22 protein-coding genes and 1 tRNA gene are annotated in these 25,513 nt (G+C 58.7%); 14 read left to right on the top strand and 9 right to left on the bottom strand.

Going from position 1 to position 25,513, the window contains the following annotated elements; translation table 11 throughout:
- The 9 genes from K3180_RS10715 (at position 1) to phoB (ending at position 8,850) form a co-directional block, all read left to right on the top strand.
- Positions 1 to 75, top strand: a tRNA-Glu gene (locus K3180_RS10715).
- Between the two features lie 68 nt (positions 76 to 143).
- A complete protein-coding gene (locus tag K3180_RS10720; RefSeq protein ID WP_221540757.1) occupies positions 144 to 1,313 on the top strand; it encodes an ATP-binding protein in 1,170 nt (389 codons plus the stop codon).
- Positions 1,314 to 1,451: 138 nt separating this feature from the next.
- Positions 1,452 to 2,807 carry a porin gene (locus tag K3180_RS10725; protein WP_221540759.1) on the top strand — a complete coding sequence of 452 codons (1,356 nt, stop codon included), beginning with the start codon at positions 1,452 to 1,454 and terminating at the stop codon, positions 2,805 to 2,807.
- 126 nt (positions 2,808 to 2,933) lie between these two features.
- The gene (locus tag K3180_RS10730) at positions 2,934 to 3,983 is read left to right on the top strand and encodes a substrate-binding domain-containing protein (RefSeq protein WP_221540760.1); all 1,050 of its coding nucleotides are present in this window, start codon (positions 2,934 to 2,936) and stop codon (positions 3,981 to 3,983) included.
- Positions 3,984 to 4,001: 18 nt separating this feature from the next.
- Positions 4,002 to 5,387 (top strand): phosphate ABC transporter permease subunit PstC, encoded by a 1,386-nt coding sequence (gene pstC / locus K3180_RS10735; RefSeq protein ID WP_221540763.1) that lies wholly within the window; start codon positions 4,002 to 4,004, stop codon positions 5,385 to 5,387.
- Positions 5,380 to 6,630 (top strand): phosphate ABC transporter permease PstA, encoded by a 1,251-nt coding sequence (gene pstA / locus K3180_RS10740; RefSeq protein WP_221540765.1) that lies wholly within the window; start codon positions 5,380 to 5,382, stop codon positions 6,628 to 6,630. Before pstC ends, pstA begins: the two co-directional genes overlap by 8 nt.
- Positions 6,624 to 7,415 carry a phosphate ABC transporter ATP-binding protein PstB gene (gene pstB / locus K3180_RS10745; protein WP_221540767.1) on the top strand — a complete coding sequence of 264 codons (792 nt, stop codon included), beginning with the start codon at positions 6,624 to 6,626 and terminating at the stop codon, positions 7,413 to 7,415. The genes pstA and pstB overlap by 7 nt, the downstream gene beginning before the upstream one ends.
- A gap of 12 nt (positions 7,416 to 7,427) precedes the next feature.
- Positions 7,428 to 8,099, top strand: coding sequence for a phosphate signaling complex protein PhoU (phoU, locus tag K3180_RS10750; protein WP_160726436.1), 672 nt, complete (start codon positions 7,428 to 7,430; stop codon positions 8,097 to 8,099).
- Between the two features lie 61 nt (positions 8,100 to 8,160).
- On the top strand, positions 8,161 to 8,850 hold the full coding sequence (gene phoB / locus K3180_RS10755) for a phosphate regulon transcriptional regulator PhoB (RefSeq protein WP_221540874.1): 690 nt from the start codon (positions 8,161 to 8,163) through the stop codon (positions 8,848 to 8,850).
- On the opposite strand, the gene K3180_RS10760 is transcribed toward phoB, so the two are convergent.
- Positions 8,851 to 9,576: an extensin-like domain-containing protein gene (locus K3180_RS10760; protein ID WP_221540769.1), complete on the bottom strand. Its 726-nt coding sequence runs from the start codon at positions 9,574 to 9,576 to the stop codon at positions 8,851 to 8,853.
- A 277-nt stretch (positions 9,577 to 9,853) separates the two neighbouring features.
- On the opposite strand from K3180_RS10760, the gene K3180_RS10765 reads away from it, so the two are divergent.
- Positions 9,854 to 10,339, top strand: coding sequence for a pyridoxamine 5'-phosphate oxidase family protein (locus K3180_RS10765; protein ID WP_221540771.1), 486 nt, complete (start codon positions 9,854 to 9,856; stop codon positions 10,337 to 10,339).
- A 68-nt stretch (positions 10,340 to 10,407) separates the two neighbouring features.
- Here the strand turns inward: K3180_RS10765 and K3180_RS10770 are convergent, their stop codons facing one another.
- Both K3180_RS10770 and K3180_RS10775 read right to left on the bottom strand, forming a co-directional pair.
- Entirely contained in the window at positions 10,408 to 11,985 is a 1,578-nt protein-coding gene (locus tag K3180_RS10770; RefSeq protein WP_221540773.1) for an amino acid permease, read from the bottom strand.
- Positions 11,986 to 12,087: 102 nt separating this feature from the next.
- The gene (locus tag K3180_RS10775; protein ID WP_221540775.1) at positions 12,088 to 13,518 is read right to left on the bottom strand and encodes a sodium-dependent transporter; all 1,431 of its coding nucleotides are present in this window, start codon (positions 13,516 to 13,518) and stop codon (positions 12,088 to 12,090) included.
- Between the two features lie 128 nt (positions 13,519 to 13,646).
- On the opposite strand from K3180_RS10775, the gene panB reads away from it, so the two are divergent.
- Together panB and K3180_RS10785 are read left to right on the top strand one after the other, a co-directional pair.
- Complete coding sequence (gene panB / locus K3180_RS10780) at positions 13,647 to 14,519, top strand: 3-methyl-2-oxobutanoate hydroxymethyltransferase (protein WP_221540777.1); 873 nt, start codon at positions 13,647 to 13,649, stop codon at positions 14,517 to 14,519.
- Positions 14,520 to 14,533: 14 nt separating this feature from the next.
- Positions 14,534 to 15,601, top strand: a complete 1,068-nt coding sequence (locus tag K3180_RS10785; RefSeq protein WP_221540779.1) for a DUF475 domain-containing protein — start codon at positions 14,534 to 14,536, stop codon at positions 15,599 to 15,601.
- On the opposite strand, the gene K3180_RS10790 is transcribed toward K3180_RS10785, so the two are convergent.
- From K3180_RS10790 to K3180_RS10810, 5 genes are all read right to left on the bottom strand, one after another.
- Complete coding sequence (locus tag K3180_RS10790) at positions 15,534 to 16,535, bottom strand: bile acid:sodium symporter family protein (RefSeq protein WP_221540781.1); 1,002 nt, start codon at positions 16,533 to 16,535, stop codon at positions 15,534 to 15,536. The two genes, K3180_RS10785 and K3180_RS10790, sit on opposite strands and share 68 nt — an antisense overlap.
- A gap of 29 nt (positions 16,536 to 16,564) precedes the next feature.
- Positions 16,565 to 17,929, bottom strand: a complete 1,365-nt coding sequence (gene prsR, locus K3180_RS10795; RefSeq protein ID WP_221540783.1) for a PEP-CTERM-box response regulator transcription factor — start codon at positions 17,927 to 17,929, stop codon at positions 16,565 to 16,567.
- Positions 17,929 to 20,037, bottom strand: coding sequence for an XrtA/PEP-CTERM system histidine kinase PrsK (prsK, locus tag K3180_RS10800; RefSeq protein WP_221540785.1), 2,109 nt, complete (start codon positions 20,035 to 20,037; stop codon positions 17,929 to 17,931). Before prsK ends, prsR begins: the two co-directional genes overlap by 1 nt.
- 188 nt (positions 20,038 to 20,225) lie before the next feature.
- A complete protein-coding gene (locus tag K3180_RS10805; protein WP_221540787.1) occupies positions 20,226 to 20,522 on the bottom strand; it encodes a hypothetical protein in 297 nt (98 codons plus the stop codon).
- Between the two features lie 85 nt (positions 20,523 to 20,607).
- On the bottom strand, positions 20,608 to 21,990 hold the full coding sequence (locus K3180_RS10810) for a helix-turn-helix domain-containing protein (protein ID WP_221540788.1): 1,383 nt from the start codon (positions 21,988 to 21,990) through the stop codon (positions 20,608 to 20,610).
- A 153-nt stretch (positions 21,991 to 22,143) separates the two neighbouring features.
- Between K3180_RS10810 and K3180_RS10815 the strand changes: the two genes are divergently transcribed.
- Positions 22,144 to 23,742 carry an isocitrate lyase gene (locus K3180_RS10815; protein ID WP_221540790.1) on the top strand — a complete coding sequence of 533 codons (1,599 nt, stop codon included), beginning with the start codon at positions 22,144 to 22,146 and terminating at the stop codon, positions 23,740 to 23,742.
- Between the two features lie 11 nt (positions 23,743 to 23,753).
- Positions 23,754 to 23,945, top strand: a complete 192-nt coding sequence (locus tag K3180_RS10820; protein WP_425594526.1) for a hypothetical protein — start codon at positions 23,754 to 23,756, stop codon at positions 23,943 to 23,945.
- 111 nt (positions 23,946 to 24,056) lie between these two features.
- On the opposite strand, the gene K3180_RS10825 is transcribed toward K3180_RS10820, so the two are convergent.
- Positions 24,057 to 25,397, bottom strand: coding sequence for an amidohydrolase (locus K3180_RS10825; protein ID WP_221540792.1), 1,341 nt, complete (start codon positions 25,395 to 25,397; stop codon positions 24,057 to 24,059).
- Positions 25,398 to 25,513: the final 116 nt, after the last annotated feature.

Raw genomic sequence — 25,513 nt, forward strand, 5'->3', positions numbered from 1 at the left:
GGCCCCTTCGTCTAGCGGTTAGGACGCGGCCCTTTCACGGCTGAAACACGGGTTCGATTCCCGTAGGGGTCACCATCTCTTTGATGACAAATCGACGCTCGCACTAGCGCGCCCGGTTCTGCCTCGCTAAGCGCAAGCACGCAATGAGCGAAAGCCCCTTTCCCTGGTCCGGTTTTGCGCTGGCTCTCGCAACGGCAGTTGGCCTCGTTGCGCTTGGTCTTCCTCCGCTCCCCATACTTCTCATGCTGTTCGTCTGGGCGGGTTCGCTCTGGCTCGTGGGATCGACCCCGCCACCACCAGCGCCTACGAATGGAAACGGGGGTATTTCGCGCGATATGATGGGCGACTTAGTCGAGCATTCCGAGACTCCGGTGATCGTGACGGAGGCTGGCCGCGTGATCATCGCCAATCTCGCCTCGCGGCGTCTTCTTGGTTCGCACATTCTCGGCCAGGACGTGCGTATGGCGCTCCGCCAGCCCGAAGCAGTCAGCCTGCTCGAAAGCGACGAAGATGGAGCGGCAGTGGTCCGGGGACTTGCACGGCGTAAGGACATCTGGCGGATCAACCGCAAGAATCTGGATGGCGGGCTTTCCATTGTCGAATTCGTGAACAAGACGGCCGAGGCGGACATCAGCCGCGCGCACACCGATTTCGTGGCCAATGCCAGCCACGAGTTGCGCACACCCCTCGCCTCGATCCTCGGCTATGTCGAAACACTGCGCGAGGACGTCGACAATTTCGATCCGAAAATCGGCGACAAGTTCCTGGCCACGATACAGCGCGAAGGGCGCCGCCTACAGGATTTGGTCAGCGACCTCATGTCGCTCTCGCGGATCGAGGCGGAAAAGCACGATTTGCCCAGCGATGCGCTCGATTTCGGCAGGTTGGTCGAACGCGCCGCCCGAGACGCTGCGGGCGACCGCGTTGAAAGACTGGATATCGAAGCGCATGGGCAATTCACCGTCTGCGGCGATGAACAGCAGCTGGAGCAGCTGGTGCGCAACCTCGTGGACAACGGTCTCAAATATGGAGACGAGGACAAGATGGTCACCGTCCGCCTCCAGCCGCAGGGCGACAAGCGTGTGGTGCTATCGGTCCAGGACCGCGGCGACGGGATCGCCCCCGAACACCTTCCACACCTGACCCGCCGGTTCTATCGAACTGATCCTGGCCGGAGCCGCGCTTCGGGAGGTACGGGTCTCGGACTCGCCATCGTGAAGCACATCGTCGAGCGCCACCGTGGCAAACTGGCGATCGAAAGCGCGCTCGGCGAAGGCACGCGCGTCAAGGTCACGCTTCCGCTGGACTGTTGAACCTTCTGGGTCGACAATATGCATGTTTCGGTTTGGCCCTGGCTACCGGGCGCGACGCTACACGAACTATGTCACAAAGACGTAATAGAGTGGTCATAGAGGCGACGCCGGATCGTAACCTTGTAAGAGATTCGCAACATGAGTACCGCATACCGGCTCTCCGTCCTCACGACGGCACTGAGTTGCACCGTGGCCACCCCGGTGCTTGCGCAAGATACGACTGTCCCCGCCGAAGACGAACTGGCGGCGATGCGCTCGCAACTTCAGACTTTGGTTACGCGCATCGATCAGCTCGAAAGCGAGCTCGCGGAAACCAGAGCCGAAAATGCCGAGCGGGACACTGTGATCGTGGCCCAGGCGCAAAGCGCCGAGTCCACTGCCAATTCCACGCGAGCTGACGAACTCGCGAATTCCGACGGCTGGAGCTTCAAGCCTCGCGGTCGGCTGATGTTTGATGCCGGTACGCTGAGCGCCCCCGAAACGATCGGTGCCGACGATGGCTTCGGCAATGAAGTGCGCCGCGCCCGCCTCGGCGCTTCGGGCGACATCCCGGGCGGCTTTGGATACAAGTTCGAGCTCGACTTTGCCGGAAACGAAGTCGAGGCCGCCGACGCCTATCTTTCCTATGGCGACGGGCCGTTGGAAGTGATCGTCGGTCATCACAACAATTTTCAGTCACTCGAAGAACTGACCAGTTCGCTCCATACCAGCTTCATCGAACGCGCGGCTTTCACCGATGCTTTCGGCTTCGAACGGCGTATCGGTATTTCGGCTAGCTACGAAGCAGGTATCGTGCTCGCGCAGGTCGGGGCTTTCACCGATAATTTCGCCGACACAGGTACAAACAATCGCGGTGTTGATGGACGCTTGGTGATCAGTCCGAATACGGAAAATACCCAGCTGCATTTCGGCGGTTCGCTGCATTACAACGATCTCGGCGAGGAGGACGCAGCAGCAGTTCGCTATCGACAGCGCCCACTGGTCCATTTCACCTCGACCCGTTTCGTCGACACGGACACTCTCGCTGCAAACAGCGAATTCGGTGCTGGTCTTGAAGCCGCAATTATTTCCGGCCGGTTGCACGCTGTAGCCGAGGGCTATTGGCAAAATGTCGATCTGCCGCTGGCCGACGACAACCTGACCTTTTTTGGGGGCTACGCCGAAGTCGGCTATTTCCTGACCAAGGGCGACTCGCGCGGCTACAAGGGCGGAAAGTTCGATCGCACCAAGCCAGTTGATCCGGTCGGCAAAGGTGGAATCGGATCGGTCCAACTGAACCTTCGCTATGACCACCTCGATCTCAGCGACGCCGGTATCATCGGCGGAATCCAGAACGGATACCTGGCATCGCTTGTATGGAAGCCGACCGATTATACCCTCATCAGCCTGAACTATGGCAGGATGGATTATGAGAACGCCGTGCTGCCGACCCAAGGAGACGAGACCGATTATGGTGTCGACGCGTTCGGTGTACGCGCGCAGGTCGATTTCTGATCCCAACAACCGTATGGGGCGCCCACAGATTCGTGTCGCCTCACAACGAAAGTCACACTCTTGTCGTCAACATGTAACAATTTCGCGCTTCTGCGCGGCTAGTGGACATCTAAGGGGTACCTACCAATGACCAAGACTTTCAAATTCGTTTTCGCTGCGGCTTCGGCCCTAGCACTTGTGGCTTGCGGCAGTAATGGAGCAGGCGGCGGCGCCTCGCGTGACCAGATCAAGGCCGTTGGCTCTTCGACCGTCTATCCGTTCGCCAAGTCGGTTTCGGAAACCTTCACCCGCTCAAACCCGAATTTCAAATCGCCGATCATCGAATCGACCGGGACCGGTGGCGGCATGAATTTGTTCTGCCAGGGCGTGGGTGCGGAAACACCCGACATCGCCAATGCATCGCGCCGCATGAAGGCGAGCGAATTCGAAACCTGCCAGCAGAACGGCGTGACCGACATCATCGAAATTCAGGTTGGTCTCGACGGTATTGCACTTGCTTCTGCACAGGGTGGCATCCAGATGGATCTAACCCCGAAGATGGTCTACGAGGCATTGGCAGCAGCGCCCTATGGCGGCGAACAGACCAATCAGACGTGGTCCGACGTCGATCCTTCACTCCCAGATGTGGAAATCCTCGTCTACGGTCCCCCGAGCACTTCCGGTACGCGCGACGCACTCAAGGAATTGATCCTCGAGATCGGCTGCGAAACCAATCCTGAAATGGAAGCGCTCAAGGAAAGCAACGAAGATCGTTATGCGCAGGTCTGCACAGAAGTCCGAAGTGACGGGAAATACGTCGATCAGGGCGAGCAGGACAATCTGATTGTCCAGAAGATCGAAGGAAATCCCAATGCCGTGGGGATTTTCGGCTACTCCTACCTTGAGGAAAACGCCGACAAGGTGCAGGGCCTCAACATGAACGGCGTCGCCCCGACCTACGAGAATATCGCCAGCTTCGAATATCCGGGCGCCCGTCCCCTCTACATCTATGTCAAGAAGGCGCACCTGGAAGCCATCCAGGGTCTCAAGGAATTTCTCGCCCAGTGGACCACGATGTGGGGACGTGACGGCCAGCTTGCCAAGATCGGGCTCGTCACCAATCCGGAGGATGTGATGGCCCGTTCGATGTCAGCTGCCACCAACTTCGACACCCTCGACGGTTCAGAACTCAATTAAAGGCTGAATGCACGCACGATGTCGCTGACTCTCCTGCTCCTCCTGGCCCTCGGGCTCGGGCTCGCCGGATGGTTGGCGGCTCGTGCGCGTGCTTGGTCGTTCCGGCGCGCCAGCCCCAACGGGCGGTTGGCGAGTCTCCCAACCTACCACGCCTGGTATGTAGCGCTCTGGATAATCCTGCCCGTACTGATCTTTGTCGGCATTTGGAGCGCGATCGCACCGGGTCTTATCACCCAAGCGGTCCTGACTGCGCCAGCGGCCGACCAACTTCCCGCATTCGGCTTCCAGCGACAGACTATCCTCAACGAAGCGCGCGCTGTCGCTACCGGGGCCGCACAGGGGGTCTTCAACCCCCTTGCACGCGAGTTTGTGGAACCCTATCGGGAAGCAATTGGCCGCTATAACTGGATTGGTGTCATCGTCACACTGGCGATCGCCTTCCTCGGCGGAGTTTATGCTTTCCTCCGCCTCAAGCCCGATTTCGCCGCGCGCAACCGCGTCGAAAAGATCGTCATGGCGATCCTGCTTGGCGCATCCCTTGTTGCCATTCTGACCACATTGGGGATCTTCGTCAGTCTCGTATTCGAGACCATTCGCTTCTTCGGAATGGTAAATCCGATCGATTTCCTCTTCGGTCTTCATTGGGGTCCCGACCCCATGTCCAATGCGGAGAATCCGGATTCGAGCCGCTATGGCGCAATTCCGCTCTTCTGGGGGACGCTGTTCATAGGTGCGATCATTGCGATGATCGTGGCCATTCCGCTTGGACTGATGAGCGCGATCTACCTTACGCAATACGCCAATCCGAAGTTCCGCGCATGGGTGAAGCCTGCGCTTGAGATCCTCGCCGGCGTCCCGACAGTGGTTTACGGCTACTTCGCCGCACTTACTATTGCGCCTGCTATCCGCGATTTTGCGATCTCGCTCGGTGCATCGAGCGCTTCGAGCGAGAGCGCGCTCGCTGCAGGTCTCGTGATGGGCGTGATGATCATTCCCTTCGTCAGCTCGATGGCCGACGACAGCATCGCAGCCGTACCACAGGCAATGCGAGATGGGAGCCTCGCCATGGGAGCCACCACCAACGAGACTATTCGCCGGGTTCTCGTACCCGCTGCACTTCCAGGTATCGTTGCTGGCGTGATGCTGGCGATCAGCCGGGCAATCGGGGAAACGATGATCGTCGTCATGGCAGCTTCGACAGCCGCGAACCTTAGCGCGAACCCACTGGATTCGATGACTACGGTGACCGTGCAGATCGTCGCAATGCTGACCGGCGAAGGCAGTTTCGACCACCCGGCAACGCTGAGCGCATTTGCGCTGGGTTTCGTACTGTTCCTTGTTACTCTCGGCTTGAATTTCATCGCCCTGCGCGTCGTGAAGAGGTTCCGCGAAGCTTATGAGTGAGCAAATCGCCCCCACGCGGACGCCCGTCTTCGAGGCGCGGCTGAAAAAGCGCTACGCAGCTGAGAAACGCTTCAGGACCATGGGCCTTGGGGCGATCGTTTTCTCGATCACCGTGCTCCTCTACCTTCTGGGAACGATGACGCTGAACGGCATCGGGGGCTTCCAGCGCGCCGAAGTGGCCGTGCCAATCGACTTCACACAGGCAGGCATTTCTGCCGATCCCGCTGTAATGGACTCTTCCGGGGCGATGCAGTCGCTCGAAGACCAGGGCTTGCCGCAGGTTGTACAATATTTCGCGGATGAAGCACTCGGTGAAGAGGGGGCTGCCCAGATAGGCGGTCAGGCCTGGCGCGATGTCGCGGCTGCGATTGCAGCCGATCCGGGAATTGTCGAGCGACAAGAGACCTTCTGGCTTCCAGCAAGCGCCAATCTCGCTTCGGGATACGAGGGCGAAGGATCGCAGGAAATGCAGGCGCTGGCGGCCAGCCTTGCCGCCGAGGGGAAGCTGGAGAAGAACTTCGACGTAGGTTTCTTCAGCCGCGCCGATGCAACCAATCCCCAGCAAGTCGGCATCTGGGGGGCGTTGAAAGGCTCGATCCTGACAATGATCGTGACGCTGGCGCTCGCCTTTCCGATCGGGGTGCTCGCGGCGCTTTATCTCGAAGAGTACGCACCCAAGAACAAGTGGACAGATGTGATCGAGCTTTCGATCAACAACCTCGCCGCAGTGCCTTCTATCATCTTCGGTCTACTAGGCCTTGCGGTCTTCCTGACTGTCTTTCCCAATTTCCGCTCCGCACCCCTTATCGGGGGTATGACGCTGGCGCTGATGACCATGCCGGTTATCGTGATCGCCGGTCGCAACGCGATTAAGGCAGTCCCGCCAAGCATTCGTGACGGCGCACTGGCTGTTGGTGCGAGCCCGGTGCAGGTGGTGTTCCACCATGTCTTACCCCTCGCCCTACCCGGCATCCTAACCGGCACGATCATCGGCATGGCCCGCGCGCTCGGTGAAACCGCTCCGCTTTTGATGATCGGCATGCGTGCCTTCGTAGCTTCACCACCCGACGACTTCACTTCGCCCGCAACGGTCCTCCCGATGCAGATTTTCCTCTGGTCGGACGAGATCGACCGAGGTTTCGTGGAGCGAACCAGTGCTGCTATCATTGTCCTATTGCTGTTCCTCCTCGTGATGAACGGCCTCGCAATCTACCTGCGCAACAAATTCGAGAAAAAATGGTGACTGTAGTTCACGAAAACCTTGAGAGCACCGAAGCCAAGATGAGTGCGCGGGACGTCTCCGTTTTCTATGGAGACAAGAAAGCGATCGACAATGTCTCGATCGACATCCCCACAGAATACGTGACGGCCTTCATCGGTCCTTCTGGCTGCGGCAAGTCGACCTTCCTGCGTTCGCTGAACCGGATGAACGACACCATCCCCTCGGCGCGGGTCGAAGGCGAAATCACTCTGGACGGCGAAGACATCTACTCGCCCAAGCTCGACGTCGTGCAGCTTCGTGCCCGCGTCGGCATGGTGTTCCAGAAGCCCAACCCCTTTCCCAAGTCGATCTATGAAAACGTGGCCTATGGCCCGAAAATCCATGGGTTTGCAGAGGGCAAGGACGAACTTGATGCGATAGTCGAGAAGTCGCTCCGCCGTGCAGGCCTGTGGGAAGAGGTAAAGGAGCGCCTTCAGGACAGCGGCACTGCGCTTTCAGGCGGACAGCAGCAGCGCCTGTGTATCGCACGGGCCATTGCAGTCGATCCCGAGGTCATCCTGATGGATGAACCCTGCTCTGCCCTCGATCCGATCGCCACGGCCAAGATCGAGGAATTGATCGACGAACTGAATGGTCGTTATGCCATCGTGATCGTTACCCACTCGATGCAGCAGGCAGCCCGCGTCAGTCAGCGCACTGCGTTTTTCCATCTGGGAAAGATGGTGGAATATGGGCGTACTTCTGACATATTCACCAACCCGATCGAGCAGCGGACCCAGGATTACATTACCGGACGCTATGGCTAAGGCCCTGAGACTATGAACGAACATACCGTAAAAGCCTTCGACGAAGACATTACCCGCCTTCGCGGCTTGATCGCGGAAATGGGCGGACTGGCCGAAGTCGCCATTCAGGAAGCGCTCGATGCGCTGGTCAGAGGCGACGACGAACTCGCCAAGAAAGTCGTCAAGAACGACAAGAAGATCGACAAGCTCGAGAGCGAAGTGGACAAGCTGTCGGTTCGCATCATCGCGCTGCGGGCGCCGATGGCGGACGACCTGCGCGAAGTGATCGCCGCGCTGAAGATCGCCGGCGTCGTCGAACGCATCGGTGACTATTCGAAGAATATCGCCAAGGCGAGCCGCCAGATCGGCGACAATCGCAAGAAATTCGAACCGCTGACCCTGCTCCCGGCAATGGCCGAAGTCGCCAGCGAAATGGTTCATGACGTGCTGACCGCCTACGCTGCCAGAGATGCCGAACTCGCGCGGGAGGTCATCGCAACGGATGAGAAGGTAGACGCCTTCTACAATTCCATTTTCCGTAACCTTGTCAGCCACATGGTCGAGAATCCTTCCACGATTTCGAGTGCTGCGCAATTGCTGTTCGTCGCTCGCAATCTGGAACGCATCGGCGACCATGCCACCAACGTGGCCGAAATGGTTCATTTCGCCGCCACGGGCACTTATCCGCCCGACGAGGACGGTTGACACAATTCTGTAGCTTGAGGGTCATACTGCTGTGTCGAAGAAACTGCAGGAAGGGGCCAAGGTGCAGGCTGGCAAGCTACTTCTCGTAGAGGACGATCCCGCCCTCTCGGAACTTCTCGAATACCGCTTTTCGAACGAGGGCTATGGCGTTCGCACCACCGCGGATGGCGATGAAGCACTGCTCCTCGCTTCCGAAGATGTGCCGGATCTGGTCATCCTGGACTGGATGATCGAAGGTACTAGCGGGATCGAAGTCTGCCGCCGTCTTCGGCGAGACAAGACTACCGCCCATGTTCCTATCATCATGCTCACCGCACGCGAAGCGGAAGACGATCGTATCCGCGGACTCGAAACCGGTGCCGACGATTACCTGACAAAGCCGTTCTCGCCACGAGAACTGCTCGCGCGTGTCGCAGCGGTGATGCGTCGCATCCGTCCGGTACTGGCAGGAGAATCGATCGAGGTCGGTGATCTTACCCTCGACCCGGTGGCGCATAAGGTGACGCGCCGAGGCAAGGTGCTCAAGCTAGGCCCTACCGAATATCGCCTGCTCAAGTTCTTTATGGAAAGCCCGGGCCGCGTCTTCAGTCGCAACCAGTTGCTCGACGGGGTCTGGGGTACCGAAAGCGACATCGAATTGCGTACCGTCGACGTGCACATTCGCCGGTTGCGCAAGGCGCTCGAGATCGACGGCGCCAAGGACCCGGTACGCACCGTGCGCAGCGCAGGCTATTCGCTCGAAGCCGCCTGATCAGCGGCAGACGCTCGTCCAGCTATCGTCCATGTCGAAATGGAAATGGTCGGCATGGGCAGCGTTGTAATCGGGTGAAAGCACGGTGGAAAAGGCTCCGCAGGCACCATCTCGCACTTCGCGCAGAAAACGCTGTTTTTCGCCTTCGCCATCCCAGTCTGCCAAAACGCTAATTCGCGTGCCGTCTTCAAGTTCAAATCCGGCGATATCGAGTGCATTGGCGGTGGCATGCTCACTCCAAGGGCCTGCGCTTCGGCCGTACAATCTGCGGCAGGAATATACGCCCAGATGCTCGATAAGTGTGACCTCGCTGCCGAATATCTCCCATGCCAGCGGATCGAGCGTGTCGCGTCTCCACAGCTCCATGGCAACAGCAATTGGACACGTTGAGGCGGGAACGTCCGGGCCGAGTGGATAATATGTCAGCCTGGTGCGGTCTTCTCGACGGCATCCGCCTTCCCCTGCCGGCTCGAGCACGTCGAAAGGCACATCGCTTCGTTCCAGTACTGCGCGGCAGGCCAATACGTCGTCCCTTAGCGCTACCAGTTTCTGCTGCGTAGCCCAGCCCTTCGGATCATTGAGGTCGAGCGGTGCCCAGGGATTATGTTCGGGGTGCACGGCAAGCCAGCTGCGTCCGGCAATGAACAGCCCTACCAGCACCAGCAGCAGCAATACCCGCCGGTCAAAGACGAATTTTCCGATGCGCCGCGAGATCGTAAGTTTCAAAGCTGCGTCCCATAGAGATCGACCGCGATTGCAACCGCTATCAGGATAAATACGATCCCGATGCCAAGATCGATCCAGCGACGCGTGGCAGCGTGCTCCATCGCTTTGCCAACTCTTGCCTCCGCCGATGTACGGTCAGTCGATAAGTCGACAGTTCATGAAGAGTCCGACTCTATTGGTCTGGTTCCGTTTCAAGACTGACGTAATCGTACCTCATGGCGGGACCGAACCCACGCCTCACTCATTGAGAAGATAAACCCATTCTCAGGAGACCATCATGAAACACGCAGAAGGCAATCCCGACGAACTCAAGAAGAAATTCTGGCAAGCGCTGGCCGACAGCCCGGTTCTTTTTCTGCAGCTAGAGGGTGACAGTTCAACAGCCGTGCCGATGAGCCCCCAACTTGACAAGGACGCAAACAGCTCGATCTGGTTCTTTACCCATACCAAGAGCGACTTCTGCAGGCTCGGGCCGGTGACCGCTACCTTCGAAAGCAAGGGCCACGATATCTTCGCCCGCTTCAACGGAAATCTGGTCAGGGAAACCAGCCAGAAACGCTTCGACCAGTTCTGGAACAACTTCGTCGAAGCCTGGTACGATGGCGGCAAAGACGATCCCGACATCTTCTTCATGCGCATGGATTTGGGCGACGCCGAAATCTGGAACAGTGATCTCGGCCTGCTCAACACCGCAAAAATGGCGCTCGGCATAACCGTTCATGAAGAGGCCGAAGAACGCCATGTCGACAAAGTCGATATCTAACCCGGCCCGGCAGCAATGATAAAAATCGAAAGGGCTGCTCCGAATTGGAGCGGCCCTTTCTTGTTACCTCACGCCTTGGGTGGGTGGATGGGGATCATCGTTTCCTCACCTGCAACGTCATCGACCACCTCCACAATGCCACGTCCGAGATGGCTGTTCCTCCGACCGTAGGCGAAATAGACAACCAGCCCGATCGCCGTCCACACCGGCAGCACCAGCATGGCAGCGCTCGGCAGGTTGAGGAAGAGGTAGGCACATCCGCCAATGGTGGCGGGTCCGACAAACCAGAGCATGGGTGTACGGAAATCGCGCTTCCTGTCGGGCGCAGTACGGCGCAACACCATCACTGCAACAGCCACCATCAGAAAGGCATACAGCGTGCCTGCATTGGCAATATCCGCCAACTGGCCGACCGGGAAGAAAGCCGCGCCCACGGCTACGATTAAGCCTGTCAGAATAGTTACGACGTAAGGAGTCTTCCAACGCGGATGCACCTTGGAAAGACCTTCGGGCAACAGCCCGTCACGGCTCATCACGAAGAAGATACGGGTCTGCGCGAACAGCAGGACGAGAATTACCGAGGGCAGAGCAAGGAAAGCGGCAATACCCAGCATATTGCCGATGCCCGAAAAACCGATCTGGCGAAGGACATGGGCCAAGGCTTCGTTCGAACAGACCAGCGCATCGGAATAGGCCGGAAGCGCACACTGACGGGCCAGTTCTTCCGACCCTGCCGGGAAGGGAATTCCCCCCGGTCCCATGATCGGTTGCCCGCCGATAGTGCCGATCGCACCTGCCGCGACGAGGATGTAGAAGACGGTGCAGAAAACGAGCGAACCGACAAGTCCTATCGGCACATTGCGCTGCGGATTCTTGGTTTCTTCCGCGGCCGTGGAAACCGCATCGAAACCGACATAGGCGAAGAAGATCGTCGCCGCCGCGCCGACGGCTCCCACGCCCGTTCCGAAACCGCCAAAAATGCCGGCGGGCAGGAACGGGTTGAACCTGTCGGGATCGAAATAAGCGCTGGTCAAGGTCAGTCCGATAAAGGTTGTGAGCGCCGCCACCTTTATCGCCACCAGGATCGCGTTGACCTTGGCGCTTTCACTGGTGCCGATCATCAGTAGCCAGGTCACGAGTAGAGCGATGACGAGCGCAGGGAGGTTTATCAATCCTCCAGGCTCGCCGCCCAGTGCAAGAGGACCAGCGGACAACCATTGTGGCAATTCAATGCCGAGAAATTCGTTCAGGATCGTCCCGCTGAAATAGCCCGACCAGCCTACGGACACTGCCGATGCGGCAATGGCATATTCGAGGATGAGCGCCCAACCAACTGTCCAGGCGAGCAATTCACCCATTGTGGCATAGCTATAGGTATAGGCCGAGCCTGCCACGGGTATCATCGAGGCGATTTCGGCGTAGCACAATGCGGCAACGATGCAGACCGCCCCCGCTATGACAAACGCCAGCATCAATCCGGGACCCGCTTTCTGGGCCCCGGCAGAAGTGAGCACGAATATCCCCGTGCCGATGATGCAACCTATGCCGAACAACATGAGCTGCAGAGCGCCTAACGAACGGTGCAGCGACTTCTTTTGCGCCGCCGCCAGAATGGCGTCGAGCGGCTTCACTCTGTCGAGGATCATTTCTGGCCGATGGGCTCCACCGGCCCGCAGCGGGCCCTCCCCGCTCTGCCAACCGGAGTGCGCTCATTACGCGCGATTCTCCGGTTGGAAAAGAGAGATTCGTCAGGCGCCGAGGATGCTCGGGAAAAGTCCGGTCACCAGGATGATTGTAACCGCAATCGGGCACAGCCATGCAATGAGAAAGCGCCACAGGCCGAACGCCAGCGGCGAAAGACCGGTAGTCGTCCGCAACAGGTTGGCATCGGCCTTCCAGCCGATGAAGATCGAGGTCAGCAAGGCGCCCAGCGGCAGCATGACCTTCCCGGTGAAGCCATCTATCGTATCAAGGATATCGGTGTTTTCGAACAGCGGCCAGAAACCGAGCGGGCGTACGTCCGACAGCACATTGTACCCAAGCAGACAAAACACCCCGATCAGCAGGGCACCGACGCCGAACACCAAGGCGGATTTCGTCCGACTCCAGCCCAGTTCTCCGATACCCCATGCAGTAGGCACCTCGAGTAGCGAAATCGAGCTGGTGATCGCCGCGACAAGGATCAGAACAAAGAAAAGGAAGCCGAACAGGGCGCCGCCCGGCATGGTCTGGAAAGCAAAGGGGAGAGTCTGGAATACCAAGGTTGGACCCGCCGCCGGGTCGAGACCCACCGCGAAAACGATCGGGAAGATCATCAGGCCCGCAAGCAGCGCCACGCTGGTATCGGCGACTGCGATTATCGCAGCCGTGCCGCCGAGATTGCTCTTTTCCTTGATGTAAGAACCATAGGTGATGAGGCCGGCCACGCCAAGCGAAAGCGAGAAAAGCGCCTGACCCAGCGCAGAGTTCATCACCTCGGGGGTCAGCTTCGACCAGTCTGGCGTGAACAGGAAGGCGAATGCTTCGGCGATATCGCCTTCGATCGCGCCATAGACCACGAGGCCCAGCAGCAGCATGAAGAATACAGGCATGAGATAGGTTGCCGCCTTTTCGATCCCCGAGCTCACCCCGCGCGCGACGATGTAAAGCGTCATACCCATGAAGACGAGATGCATGGCAAGCAGCAAGCCGGGACTTGCAAACATATCGCCAAGTCTTTGCTGGATCTGGGCTTCGCTTTCACCTGCCAGTGCGCCGCGGAATGGATCGGCCGCCATGATAGCTTGAAGAAAATCCCAGCCCATCAAGCCGGCGTAGTAAAGCACCCAACCGGCAACAACCGAATAGAAAGATACGATCAGGAAGGCGGCAACCGCACCGACTCCACCGAAAATCGACCACTTGTGGGAGGCGTTTGAGGATTGCGCCACCTTGCGAATCGAGCCAACCGCATCGGTCTGCCCGACACGCCCTATGAAGATTTCGGACAGCACCAGCGGCAATCCGAGGAGAAAAACGCAAGCAATATAGAAGATCACAAAGGCCCCGCCTCCGCTTTCGCCGGCAAGCGTCGGGAAGCGCCAGATATTTCCAAGACCAACCGCTGCACCGACGGCAGCAAGAATGAATGCGGAACGTGAGGACCAACCCTCACCCGTGGTTTTGCCGGCGGCGACCATTTACGTGATATCCCTCTCGGTTGTCGGCGCTTGCCGCGCCCTTATGTACGAGAGGCTTAAAGCACGGAAATCCGCCAGTGTCCAAGCCTCGCTTCCAACTGTCGACAGGGCTTGCTAGGGCAGCCCCCATGTCGACGACCTTCCAGCTCGATACGAGCACCAGCCGGGCCAATCCCACTCCGCAACCGATGAAGCGGTTGACCGTGCCGAAAATCCGCGCCCACAAAGCGGACGGCGAAACCAAGGAACCGCTGGTCATGCTCACCGCCTATACGGCGCGACAGGCCCAGTTACTCGATGCACATTGCGATCTTTTGCTGGTGGGCGATTCGCTGGGACAAGTAATCTACGGCCTTCCCTCCACCATTCCCGTTACGATGGAGATGATGTCGAACCATGCAGCCGCTGTGGTACGCGGAAGCTATCGTTCGGTGGTCGTGGTAGACATGCCATTCGGCTCTTACGAAGCTTCGAAAGAACAGGCTTTCGCGAGCGCATCGCGCCTCCTCAAGGAAAGCGGCGCTGCAGCTGTGAAGCTCGAAGGTGGGGAGCAGATGGCCGAAACCGTTGCGTTTCTGAACCATCGCGGCATCCCGGTAATGGGGCATGTCGGTTTGACCCCGCAGGCAGTCAACGTGCTGGGCGGCTATATGGCACGCGGGCGCGACAATGCCGAAGCGGACAAGATCGTCGGCGATGCAAAGGCACTGGACGAGGCCGGGGCCTTCGCCATCGTTCTCGAAGGTGTTCTCGAACCCATAGCCATCGAAGCGACAAAGGCAGTGTCGTGTCCCACGATAGGCATCGGGGCCTCGGCCCAATGTGACGGACAGGTTCTTGTGACTGACGACATGCTGGGCATGTTCGAACGTGTGCCCCGCTTCGTGAAGAAATACGAAAATATCGCTGAGGTCATCGAGAATACCGTCGCACAATATGCACAAGAAGTGCGTGACCGAAGCTTCCCGACGTCCGAACAAACCTACCAGCCCAAGGGCTGAGGAACCCCACCCCAATGAACACGATACGCCAGTACTACACCTTTTCGCTCGCCTTCACGGCAGTCTGCTTTGCCCTGGCTGCCTGGTACGGATGGAGCAGCACGGGATCGATCACAGCCACCCTGGGCATCCTCTGGATCGTGCTGGTACTGTCCATTCTCGAAGTTTCGCTCAGCTTCGATAATGCCGTGGTCAACGCCACGGTGCTGCGTGAGATGGATCCGGTATGGCAGCAACGCTTCCTCACCATCGGAATCCTGATTGCAGTGTTCGGCATGAGGATCGTGTTTCCAATCGCGATTGTTGCGATTGCGGCGGGCGTCGGCCCCGTCGAGGCGATTTCCCTCTCGCTGAACGATCCGCAGGAATACGAGCGGATTGTTTCATCGGCGCACATAGGCATTGCGGGGTTCGGCGGCGCATTCCTCGCTATGGTCGGTCTGACTTTCTTTTTCGACAGCGACAAACAAGTCCACTGGATCGCTGTACTCGAGCGGGCAATTAACAAGTTTTCCAATGTCCCGGCTGTGGAGATCGGGCTTGTCTTGCTGCTGATTTATGGCGTCTCGACAATGCTCGCGCCTGCCGATGCGATCGTTTTCCTGACAGCCGGGATTCTCGGCCTCGTCACCTTTATCGGTGTGCACGCCATTGCAGCGATCATCGAACAGCGTGAAGCACGCAAGAAAGCGGCGGGCGAAATCGTGAAGTCCGGTTTCGGTGGATTTCTCTACCTTGAAGTACTTGATGCGAGTTTCAGTTTCGATGGCGTCATCGGCGCATTCGCGCTCTCGAACAACATGGTGATCATCGCGCTCGGCCTTTCAGTCGGCGCGATGTTCGTTCGCTCGATGACCATCCACCTCGTTCGCACCGGGACGCTTGCCCAGTATCGTTATCTCGAACATGGCGCCTTCTGGGCCATCATTGTACTCGGTATGATCATGCTTCTGTCGGCGCGCTACCACATACCGGAAACCATCACCGGGCTCCTCGGAGCGACCCTGATCGGCCTCAGTTTTCTGTGGTCCGTCCATCATAACCGGAAGCATGGTGATGAACCGATCCAGCTAGATAGCTAGCCATAGGAGCTGCCAAGACCAGCTGAAAAAAGTGGTAGAGCAAGAGTGGCAGAACGATAAAGCCTGCCACTTCCGGTGCGAAGAGCACCGTCGCCAACGGCGCACCGATCGCCGCCGATTTTTGCCCGCCCGCGAAAAGAAAGGCGATGCGGTCGGGTGGCTCCAGTCGTAGGGCCGAGCTTGCCAGCCATGCCCCGCCGTGGCCCACGACCAGAAAGACGAGGACCAGGATGCCGGTCCATAACCAGCCGGTGCTATCGATGCGGGTCCAGACGTCCTGCTCGACCGCACCGGAAAACGCCACGTAAACAGCCAGGGCGATTACCATCCGATCGAGCGTGACGATTCGTGGCTTGTGGAGCGCAATAAAACTCTGGATGCGGTTCTGCACCAACTGGCCGATGGCAAAGGGCACAATCAGCATTACAATGATCTTGAGAACGGCATCGGACCCGACCACTCCTTCGCCTGCCCCACCCAGCGCCAGAAACAAAGGCACGCTCAGAAATACTCCGATGAGACTGAGCAAGGCAGCTGAGATGATCGACAGGGCCACATTGCCGCGCGCAAGCGAGCTATAGGAAGTCGACGACTGGATCGTAGTCGGCAGTACGCCGAGATAGAGGAAACCGGCCGCAACGATAGGAGGGACGTCAGCCGGTGCCAGACGCGAAAGCTCTAACCCGACAAGCGCCATAGCCCCGAATACCCAAAATATTAGTGGCAGCAGGAAGCGCAAATTGGCGGCACCGGCGGCAATCTCGCTGCGTCGGATGCGCATACCGTTGAGCAGAAACAGCGCAAAGATGCCGATATTCGCGGCTACTTGAACAACGCCTCGCGCTGTGCCCGTCGCTGGCAAAAGGGCTGCCAAGGCAATAGCCAGCGCAAGCATGCGCAGCATAGGATCGGAGATGATACTGCGTAGTGCCATAATTGAGCTAGCGACGGCGTTTGCCGAAGTCAGGTCTGCAAATCGTACTGCTTGAGCAGATCGTAGAGTGTGGGGCGACTAATACCGAGCAGCTTGGCGGTCATCGAAATGTTGCCCTGGCTGCGGGCCAGAGCCTGACGGATCATCCTTCGATCGGCAGCCTCTCGCGCTTGCTTCAGGTTCAGAGCCATTTCGCCATCCTCGGCGCGTTCCCCAAGATCAAGGTCTTCCGCACTTACCAGCTTGCCATCGGCCATGATCACCGCGCGCTTCACACGGTTTTCAAGCTCGCGCACATTACCCGGCCAATTCCAGGAGTCGATCGCTGCGAGTGCATCCGGGGCAAAACCTTTAACCTGCGGATTCATCTCGGCGGCAAAGCGGGCGAGAAAATGCTTGGCCAGCAAAACCGCGTCACCTGGACGCTCGGACAGGGTAGGAATTTTCACTACCACCTCGGCCAGGCGATAGAACAGATCCTCGCGAAAGGTTCCTTCGCCGATCATGGCCTCGAGATTTTGATGGGTGGCGCAGACGATGCGGGTATCGACCGAAATTGGTTTGCGACCGCCGATACGCTCGATCACGCGTTCTTGTAGAAAGCGCAGCAACTTCACCTGCAACGGGAGGGGAATGTCTCCCACCTCGTCCAGGAACAACGTACCGCCGCTTGCCATCTCTATCTTGCCTTCAGTCGTTTTGACGGCGCCGGTGAAAGCCCCCTTCTCATGTCCGAACAATTCGCTCTCGAGGAGGTTCTCCGGGATGGCTGCACAGTTTATCGCAACGAACGCGCCGCTTCTGCGATCGCTGGCCTGATGCAGTCCCTTTGCCAGGAGTTCCTTGCCCGTCCCGCTCGCTCCCAGCAGCATGACCGAGACGTTGGTCGGGGCCACGCGTTCGATGGTTCGAGCCACTTTCGCCATTTCCGGTGCGGCCGTTATCATTGTGCCAAGTACGGTCTTATCTTCGCCCACCTTCTCGGCCAGGCGACGGTTTTCTCCCTCGATCTGACTGAGCCGGAACGCCCGGTTCACTATTAGCCCAAGTTCCTCGATATCGACCGGTTTCTGATAGAAATCATAGGCTCCACGTTCGATTGCCTGCAGGGCACTCTCGCGAGCGCCATGCCCCGATGCGACGACGACCTTGGTATCCGGCTTCATCGCCATGATCGCATCGAGGACGGCAAAACCCTCGCTCGTCCCGTCAGGATCGGGCGGCAGTCCGAGATCGAGCGTAACCACCGCCGGCTCCTCGCTGCGCAGGGCCGCCAATGCCTGATCGCGATTGCCCGCGATAATCACCTCGTAATCGTCATAGGCCCATTTGAGCTGCGCCTGCAGGCCCTCGTCATCCTCCACGATCAGCAGCTTCGGTGCGTTTTGGGCCATCAGGCGATTTCCTTTCGCTCGGCGGAGCAGGAATTCCCAAGAAGTTCATGCGCCGATTGGAGAGGCAGGTTGAGGGTGAAACGAGTGCCGAGATCCACCCGGGATTCCACCTCTACACGGCCGCCCATCGAACGGATCATCTCGCGCGCTTCGTATGCACCGATACCGAAACCGTCCTCCCTTGAGGAAACAAAAGGCTTGAACAAGCCCGTACGGAGGAACGTCGGGGTCATGCCTCGTCCGCTATCGATAATCTGGACCACTCCGGAAATTCCATCACTATAGGATTCAATCATTACTGCACTGCCGTCGACGCTGGCATCGATGGCATTCTGCACGATATGCGAGAGCGCCTGCTCGAAAGCTTCCGGCTGGCCATTGACCTGCATCGGCTCGCTTCGAACGAGCAGAACCTGATGGTTTTTCGCGAATCTTTTGCAGGTTGCACGGATGATCGCAGACATATCGAATGCGCCCATTTCTTCCTGCCCTCCTTTGGCATAGCGGCCAAGACGTGAAAGCATCGTGTTTAGCTTATCTGCGCTATTGCGCAGGGTGATCAGCATGTCCTTGCGGAACTCAGGATTGTCAGCGTGCTTTTCGGCGTTGCGCAGCAAGAGCGACATCTGACTGGAGAGATTCTTGATATCGTGCATTACGAAGGCCATGCGGCGGTTGAATTCATCGAACCGCGCGGCTTCGGAAAGCGCTTCCTGGCTGGCCTGCTCCGCCAGATAACTGGCCAGTTGCCGGCCAACAATCGCAAGAAGATCGAAGTCCTCCCAATCGAGTTTTCGTTCGATTGCAGGCCGTGCGAGAATGATGATCCCGATCAGTCGATCGAAATGCAGAAGCGGAACCGCCGCCCACACCCGCAAATCTTCCAACAGCCATGCAGGCACATGCTCCAGTTCACCTTGATGTTCTATCCCCGAACGAGCTTCGTCTAAATCGAGGATCAGTCCTTCCTTCTCGAAAATGGTTGCCAATGCGGGAGGGATCGGATGAGCAGGTACTTCCAGCTGCGGCCAACGCCAGTTCGCACCTTGCTCGACCTGTCCTTCCTCGTTCACAAGCAGAAGCAGACCGGCAGGACTGTCCGTGATGTCTGCCAGTGACCTGATTGCACGCTCCGGCAAGCTGGCTTCTTCGGAGCTTCCGAGGCCGATGGTATGTGTGAAACGGATCCATTCGTTGCGATAATCGAAGCGGTGCTTGAACAGATGCTTCACCGCCGTGACCCGTAACCAGCCGCGCAAGCTGTGCGAAGGTAGCCAGATAAGTGCCAATGCACCCGCTGCAATGACGAGACCGACCTGGGTCATTCGCGCAACGCTGCCGGATAGCACATCCAGCCAGCTGGCAAGGCCAACCATCGCAAGCAGATAAACACCGATCACCAACAGCGACAGGAAATGAAAGGTCACGGCCCGCGACGGCCTGAAAGTCAATCCGGCTACACTCTTGTTGAAGCCTGTTGCAAAGGGAACGGCGATGATCGTCACTGCCAGTCCCCGAAGAGCCACCAGCTCGATCGGAAATGATCCGACAAGATATGCGATGGTGTAGAAATTCAGCGTAAAAGCCCAGAATCCCGCCATAGCTGCTGCGTTCCAGCGCAAGATCCTGCGTGATTCCGGGGCGGCGCCTACATAAAGATTGTGCAGCAATACCAGGGCCCCGACTGCCACGAGAACGCGAAAAAGCGCAGAAGTTTGCGTGGCAAGTAACTGAACATCGGCAGCAAACGGATGCCGATGTTCGATGCCGAGAAGCGCAAATTGCAGTATCTCCACGAATGCCAGAGCCGCCACGACCGGCCTGACGAGCCGAAGGCTTTCATCGCGGCCATCGTTGGCAAAGATACGGAAGAGAAAGAAAATCCACGCGAGATTAGCGAATATTTCGGTAAGCCCGACAATGGGATGGTCGAACGCGAGACTTGCAGCCGCAATGCACCAGTTTGCAGTGAATACCAGTGCAACGGCGCCCGCCCAGCGGTCCGATCGATCAGCCGCGCCCTTCCGAGCGATCCAGAACGCAGCGATCCCGCTGACAATCGCACCGATCGAATAGCATATGTACGAAAGGGATGCGGCCCAATCCATCAGACCGGTCCTGCCCCTTCTTTCGCCAGGCTCACCATTTTCGTTCCTCACCTGCGCAACCGAACATGCTGTTCTCTGCCTAGCGGGAGATTGGTGAAATGTCGGTAAATTTTACAACATACGAATCAAAAGGACGAAGCGCGTCCGGAGACGAGCCTCGCCCTTATGTACTATCGGGTGCGGAAATCTCAGTTTTCGACCGCGTCCTGCACTGCCTCGCCAGCATTTTGTGCAGCGTCGCCAACCTGCCCAGCCGCTTCACCTACCTCGGTCGCCGCCTCTGCGACTGCATTGTCCTTGGCAACCTCGGCCCCACTCATCTGCGAGAAGATGAAGATGGCACCAACGGCCAGTACCAGAACGATGAGCGCGATTACCCAGCCAGATCCACCGCCCCTTCGGCTTTCACCGTCGGTTACCACCGTATGGGTTGTATGCGTGTCACCCGAGGGAGTGCGCGTTTCCGTAATGCGTTCTTCGGTCATTTCAATAGTCCTTCCTGAAACCTATTGTGACGAAAACGCGGCGACTTGCAGTGCGGTTCCGCAGGAAGGGGGTTAACCGCGCAATCTAGGGTTCGCCGAACTCGAACGGCGTCGTCCCCCTGCGCATACGGTCGAAACGCAGCTTTCGCCCACGGGGCGGCAAAGATCGTTGAGAGCAATTCTCGCGGTGGCAACGTGCACAGCCGGGGCCGATGGGTTGGGCATCGGCAGGCCGTAGAGATATTCCGCGCGCCTGGGCCAACTCGCTGGCAAGCACAGCTTCGATCCCGACCGCTATGACAAATCGCGCCGAGCCTGCAGCCCCGCTACCTTCGACGCTCCTCATCATGGTCAGCCATCCTCCCTGTCCCTCGCTCGTCTCTTCAAGCGAGACAAATTGCACCACCAGTTCTCCACCACGCTCGAAGGCGCGGTGCGCATCCCAGAGAGGGCAGGAAACATCTTCTCCGGCAAAACGGGCGGTGCTCGCGCCCATAAAGCTCTTGGAGAACTGCCCTGCTCGATCAAGCCGAACCATAAAAAAGGGCAAACCGCGCTGGCCCACGCGCTGAAGCGTAGTGAGGCGATGGGCAAGCTGCTCGAAACTCACCGAAAAACGACGCTCGAGTACGGGAAGATCGTAACCTGTCGCTTCGCAGGCTCTCAGGAAGCGGCCGTAGGGCATGAGCAGGGCGGCTGCGAAATAGCCTTCGAGATGGCGTTTGAAGAGTGCCCGGGCGGCCTCGTCCTTGAATTGAGCCCCTTGTGCCACGGCCATAATCTCGTCGCGTTTTTCGAGTTGCGCGACCTGAAGGGCGAGCTGGAAATTGCGCGAGGCTGGTCCAAGCATTTCCGAAAGCTGGATCTGGCGGGCATGCAGATCGAGCCGGCTGAGGCTGTCGGGCAAAACCTCCTGCGGCAATATTCGCACCGAAAGCTGGTGGCGCTCGCGCAGACGTTCCGTCAGCGCAAGTCCGATGTCCCCGCGTGAGAGACGCATTTCGTCCGCGAGTTCTTCGGCGGCGTGATCGAGGTCGGCGAAATGGTTGCGCCAGCGTTCGATCTCCCGCCGCGAGGCTGCGAGGGGATCGTCTCCGGTATCGCCGCCGGGTCCGGCATTGTCATAGAGCCGTACAAAGGCTGCGGCCGCATGAGGGGCCGTTGCGAGCAGCTCGTCGAGTTCCTCGCGATCGATGGCGAGATCCGCGAACCGCGCATCGGCGAAGCGGCGGACGAGACCATCCAGCCCGCCAATGCTCTCATCTTCGCGGATGCTTCGCGGATCGAAGTCGAACTGCTCAACCAGAGCCATGATAACCCGCGCGCTGACGGGCCGCTGGTTACGCTCTATGAGATTCAGATAGCTGGGTGAAATCGACAATCGACCGGCCATCGCCGCCTGCGTCAGCTTTTCACGCTTTCGAAGACGGCGAATAGCCGGCCCGGCACGCACATTGTCGTCAGCCATGTTTGTAACTTTCTTTACATATTCACATCGATATTAGGGTATATTCACCGATATAGACAAGATATTTTGTAAATTACTCTGCCAAAATGATCGTCTCATGCGCATTGTCGCTGCAACGCCTCATCGGGCGATGACGTATCAGGAGACGACGCCATGACCTATCAGAGCAACATCGCGGAAATGAACGAAGCGATCGGACGGAAGGGAGAAAGCTGGGCCGCGATTGATGCCGCCAGCGCTGCCCGCATGGCTGTCCAGAACCGCTTCCCCACCGGTCTCGATATCGCCCGCTACACCGCGAAGATCATGCGCGAGGACATGGAAGCCTATGATCGCGATCCGGCAAACTACACGCAGTCGCTGGGCTGCTGGCACGGTTTCATCGCGCAGCAGAAGATGATTTCGATCAAGAAGCATTTCGGCAGCACCAAGCGCCGGTACCTCTATCTTTCGGGCTGGATGGTTGCCGCGCTGCGCAGCGATTTCGGTCCACTGCCCGACCAGTCGATGCATGAGAAGACGTCGGTTCCGGGGCTGATCGAAGAAATCTACACTTTCCTCAAGCAGGCGGACGCCCGCGAACTCGGCATGATGTTCCGTGAACTCGACGAGGCGAAGGCCGGGGGCGACGCGGTGAATACGCACCGCCTGCTCAAAGAAATCGACGAGCACCAGACGCATGTCGTGCCGATCATTGCCGATATCGACGCCGGATTCGGCAATGCCGAGGCGACCTACCTGCTCGCCAAGAAGATGATCGAGGCGGGCGCCTGCGCGCTGCAGATCGAGAACCAGGTCTCGGACGAGAAGCAGTGCGGCCACCAGGACGGCAAGGTCACAGTGCCGCATGAGGACTTCCTCCAGAAGATCCGCGCTATCCGCTATGCGTTCCTCGAACTTGGCGTTCCGGACGGCATCATTGTTGCGCGCACCGATAGCCTCGGAGCCGGCCTTACCAAGCAGATCGCTTTCTCCAAGGAACCCGGGGACCTGGGCGACCAGTATAACAGCTTCCTCGACTGCGATGAGGTCGATGCTGAGGACATCAAGAACGGACAGGTCTTCATCAGCCGTGATGGCAAGCTGCTTGCCCCCAAGCGCCTGCCTTCGAACCTCTACCAGTTTCGTGCGGGAACGGGCGAGGACCGCTGCGTGCTCGACTGCATCACGGCGCTCCAGAACGGTGCAGACCTACTGTGGATCGAAACCGAAAAGCCGCATATCGGCCAGATCGGCGGAATGGTAAACCGTATCCGCGAGGTGATCCCGAATGCCAAGCTGGTCTACAACAACTCACCCAGCTTCAACTGGACGCTGAATTTCCGCCAGCAGGTCTACGACGCATGGGAAGAAGCAGGCAAAGACGTCTCGGCCTATGATCGCGCCAAGTTGATGAGCGTGGATTACGACAGGACCGATCTCGCCGCCGAAGCCGATGAGCGTATCCGGACTTTCCAGAAGGATGCGGCACGCGAGGCGGGCATCTTCCACCACCTCATCACACTGCCGACATATCACACGGCAGCGCTGAGCACCGACAACCTCGCCCGTGAATATTTCGGCGAGCAGGCGATGCTTGGTTACGTCAAGAATGTGCAGCGCGAGGAGATCCGCCAGGGTATCGCCTGTGTGAAGCACCAGAACATGGCCGGATCGGACATCGGCGATGACCACAAGGAATACTTTGCCGGAGAAGCGGCTCTCAAGGCCGGCGGTAAGGACAATACCATGAACCAGTTCGCTGCGGCGTAAGGAGAGGAAGGATGACTACGATGACCGAAGACACTCCGAAGACCGAGCCAGGCCGCGCCCGCGCCCTGTTCTCGACCGCCGATTTCCGCCTGCTGCGCACCGCTCTCACCAGCTACGCCCGCCAGACGGAAGACCGCGAAGAACTGGCCAGGATCAACGCTCTGCATCACCGTCTCGGCACATACGTCCCTTCGGACGGCTGACCGTGGTCAAGTAACGAAGCGGTAGCGCGAGAACACGCCTACCCTCAAATCAGTTCTCCTGGGGAGGAGAAGCGGCTGCCGGAGTGCCCCAACGCTCCGGCAGCCGTCAATTTATCCGCCGTTGGCGGGCATCAGGTCGAGTGCCGCAGCAGCGAGTGCTTCGGCGCCAGTCCGCACAACCGCTTCCGCATCTGGCGCCCAGAACGGCGAATGCAGAGAAGGCAGCGGCTTGCCCTCCTCTTCCAGCGCGATGAGCATTTCGGCTGGGGTCCCGCTGATCCAGAAGATCATCGACTTCACGTCATCCGGCGCAGCGCGGCGAAACTGGCTGAAATCCTCGCCCCCCATGACCGCGGGCCACTGCATCACCCGGTCTTCGCCGAACCGCTGGCGAAAACCGGCTGCAAGCTCTTCGCTGAAATCGGGATCGTTGAAGGTCGAGGGTGTATAGGGCTCTTCCACCGTCACTACGGGATAGAGGTCCTCCGGCAGCCCGGCAGTAATGGCCTCGCCCCGGGCTACGCGCCGAATGCCGTCGAGCAGCAACTGTCGGCTTTCATCCGAATAGCTGCGCACGGTCAGTTGCAACTTCGCTTCGTCGGAAATGATGTTGTGCTTCGCGCCCGAATGGAAGCTGCCGACAGTTATAACGGCGGGATCGAGCGGCGAGGAATTGCGGCTGACGATCGTCTGCAATTTCATGACGATCGCGCTGGCAAGGACAATCGGGTCCTTGGTCGTGTGCGGATAGGCTCCATGTCCGCCAACGCCCTTCACCGTGATATCGACGCTATCGACATTCGCCAGCGCATACCCGGGTGTAAAACCGATAGTGCCCGCCGGGACGGGCGCGGCCGCATCGTGGAAAGCGATCACATATTCGGGCTTGGGGAACCGCTCGTACAATCCGTCTTCCAGCATGGCGAGCGCACCCAGCCCCAGCTCCTCGGCGGGCTGGAGGATCATGACCAGGGTCCCTTGCCATTCATCCTTCCTCTCGGCCAGCAACTGGGCAGCCCCGATGAATCCGGCCATGTGCGTATCATGACCGCATGCATGCATGACACCCGTCGTCACACCGCTGGCGGGCGTGGCCGTTTCCTTGCTGGCAAAGGGCAATCCGGTCTGTTCGACAACGGGCAATCCGTCCATGTCGGCTCGCAGCATCACGGTAGGCCCATCGCCATTGCGCATGACCGAAACCACGCCTGTCTGTCCCACGCCTTCGGTCACCTCGAAACCGAGCGCGCGCATCCGCTTGGCCAGCTTGGCGGCAGTTTCGTGTTCTTCGAAGCTGAGTTCGGGATGTGCGTGGAGATCCCGGTAAAGCTCCATCAGGCCGGGCATATCTTCGTCCAGCGAAGTGCGCAGGTCCTGCGCGTTGGCCGGTAAAGCGAAAGCGAGCGCTGTCACGCAAGCGGCAGTGATGGCTGTAGGACGAATGTAGGACATGGTCTGGTTACCCCTCCAGAATGGAAAACATACAACACGGACCCGAAGGGGAAAAATCCCTGCCTTCGGTCCACCCCGCGTTCTGTGCCGCAAGACTGGCAGAGGCACGCGCGATA

Origin of the sequence: Qipengyuania huizhouensis, from assembly GCF_019711635.1 — a bacterium.
Taxonomy (GTDB): Bacteria; Pseudomonadota; Alphaproteobacteria; order Sphingomonadales; family Sphingomonadaceae; genus Qipengyuania; species Qipengyuania huizhouensis.

Bases quoted from the DNA above. Each gene is read 5' to 3' on its own strand.
- K3180_RS10720 (WP_221540757.1), top strand. From the start codon at position 144: ATGAGCGAAAGCCCCTTTCCCTGGTCCGGTTTTGCGCTGGCTCTCGCA.
- K3180_RS10725 (WP_221540759.1), top strand. From the start codon at position 1,452: ATGAGTACCGCATACCGGCTCTCCGTCCTCACGACGGCACTGAGTTGC.
- K3180_RS10730 (WP_221540760.1), top strand. From the start codon at position 2,934: ATGACCAAGACTTTCAAATTCGTTTTCGCTGCGGCTTCGGCCCTAGCA.
- pstC (WP_221540763.1), top strand. From the start codon at position 4,002: ATGTCGCTGACTCTCCTGCTCCTCCTGGCCCTCGGGCTCGGGCTCGCC.
- pstA (WP_221540765.1), top strand. From the start codon at position 5,380: ATGAGTGAGCAAATCGCCCCCACGCGGACGCCCGTCTTCGAGGCGCGG.
- pstB (WP_221540767.1), top strand. From the start codon at position 6,624: ATGGTGACTGTAGTTCACGAAAACCTTGAGAGCACCGAAGCCAAGATG.
- phoU (WP_160726436.1), top strand. From the start codon at position 7,428: ATGAACGAACATACCGTAAAAGCCTTCGACGAAGACATTACCCGCCTT.
- K3180_RS10765 (WP_221540771.1), top strand. From the start codon at position 9,854: ATGAAACACGCAGAAGGCAATCCCGACGAACTCAAGAAGAAATTCTGG.
- K3180_RS10770 (WP_221540773.1), bottom strand. From the start codon at position 11,985: ATGATCCTCGACAGAGTGAAGCCGCTCGACGCCATTCTGGCGGCGGCG.
- K3180_RS10775 (WP_221540775.1), bottom strand. From the start codon at position 13,518: ATGGTCGCCGCCGGCAAAACCACGGGTGAGGGTTGGTCCTCACGTTCC.
- panB (WP_221540777.1), top strand. From the start codon at position 13,647: ATGTCGACGACCTTCCAGCTCGATACGAGCACCAGCCGGGCCAATCCC.
- K3180_RS10785 (WP_221540779.1), top strand. From the start codon at position 14,534: ATGAACACGATACGCCAGTACTACACCTTTTCGCTCGCCTTCACGGCA.
- K3180_RS10790 (WP_221540781.1), bottom strand. From the start codon at position 16,535: ATGGCACTACGCAGTATCATCTCCGATCCTATGCTGCGCATGCTTGCG.
- prsR (WP_221540783.1), bottom strand. From the start codon at position 17,929: ATGGCCCAAAACGCACCGAAGCTGCTGATCGTGGAGGATGACGAGGGC.
- prsK (WP_221540785.1), bottom strand. From the start codon at position 20,037: ATGGATTGGGCCGCATCCCTTTCGTACATATGCTATTCGATCGGTGCG.
- K3180_RS10805 (WP_221540787.1), bottom strand. From the start codon at position 20,522: ATGACCGAAGAACGCATTACGGAAACGCGCACTCCCTCGGGTGACACG.
- K3180_RS10810 (WP_221540788.1), bottom strand. From the start codon at position 21,990: ATGGCTGACGACAATGTGCGTGCCGGGCCGGCTATTCGCCGTCTTCGA.
- K3180_RS10815 (WP_221540790.1), top strand. From the start codon at position 22,144: ATGACCTATCAGAGCAACATCGCGGAAATGAACGAAGCGATCGGACGG.
- K3180_RS10820 (WP_425594526.1), top strand. From the start codon at position 23,754: ATGACTACGATGACCGAAGACACTCCGAAGACCGAGCCAGGCCGCGCC.
- K3180_RS10825 (WP_221540792.1), bottom strand. From the start codon at position 25,397: ATGTCCTACATTCGTCCTACAGCCATCACTGCCGCTTGCGTGACAGCG.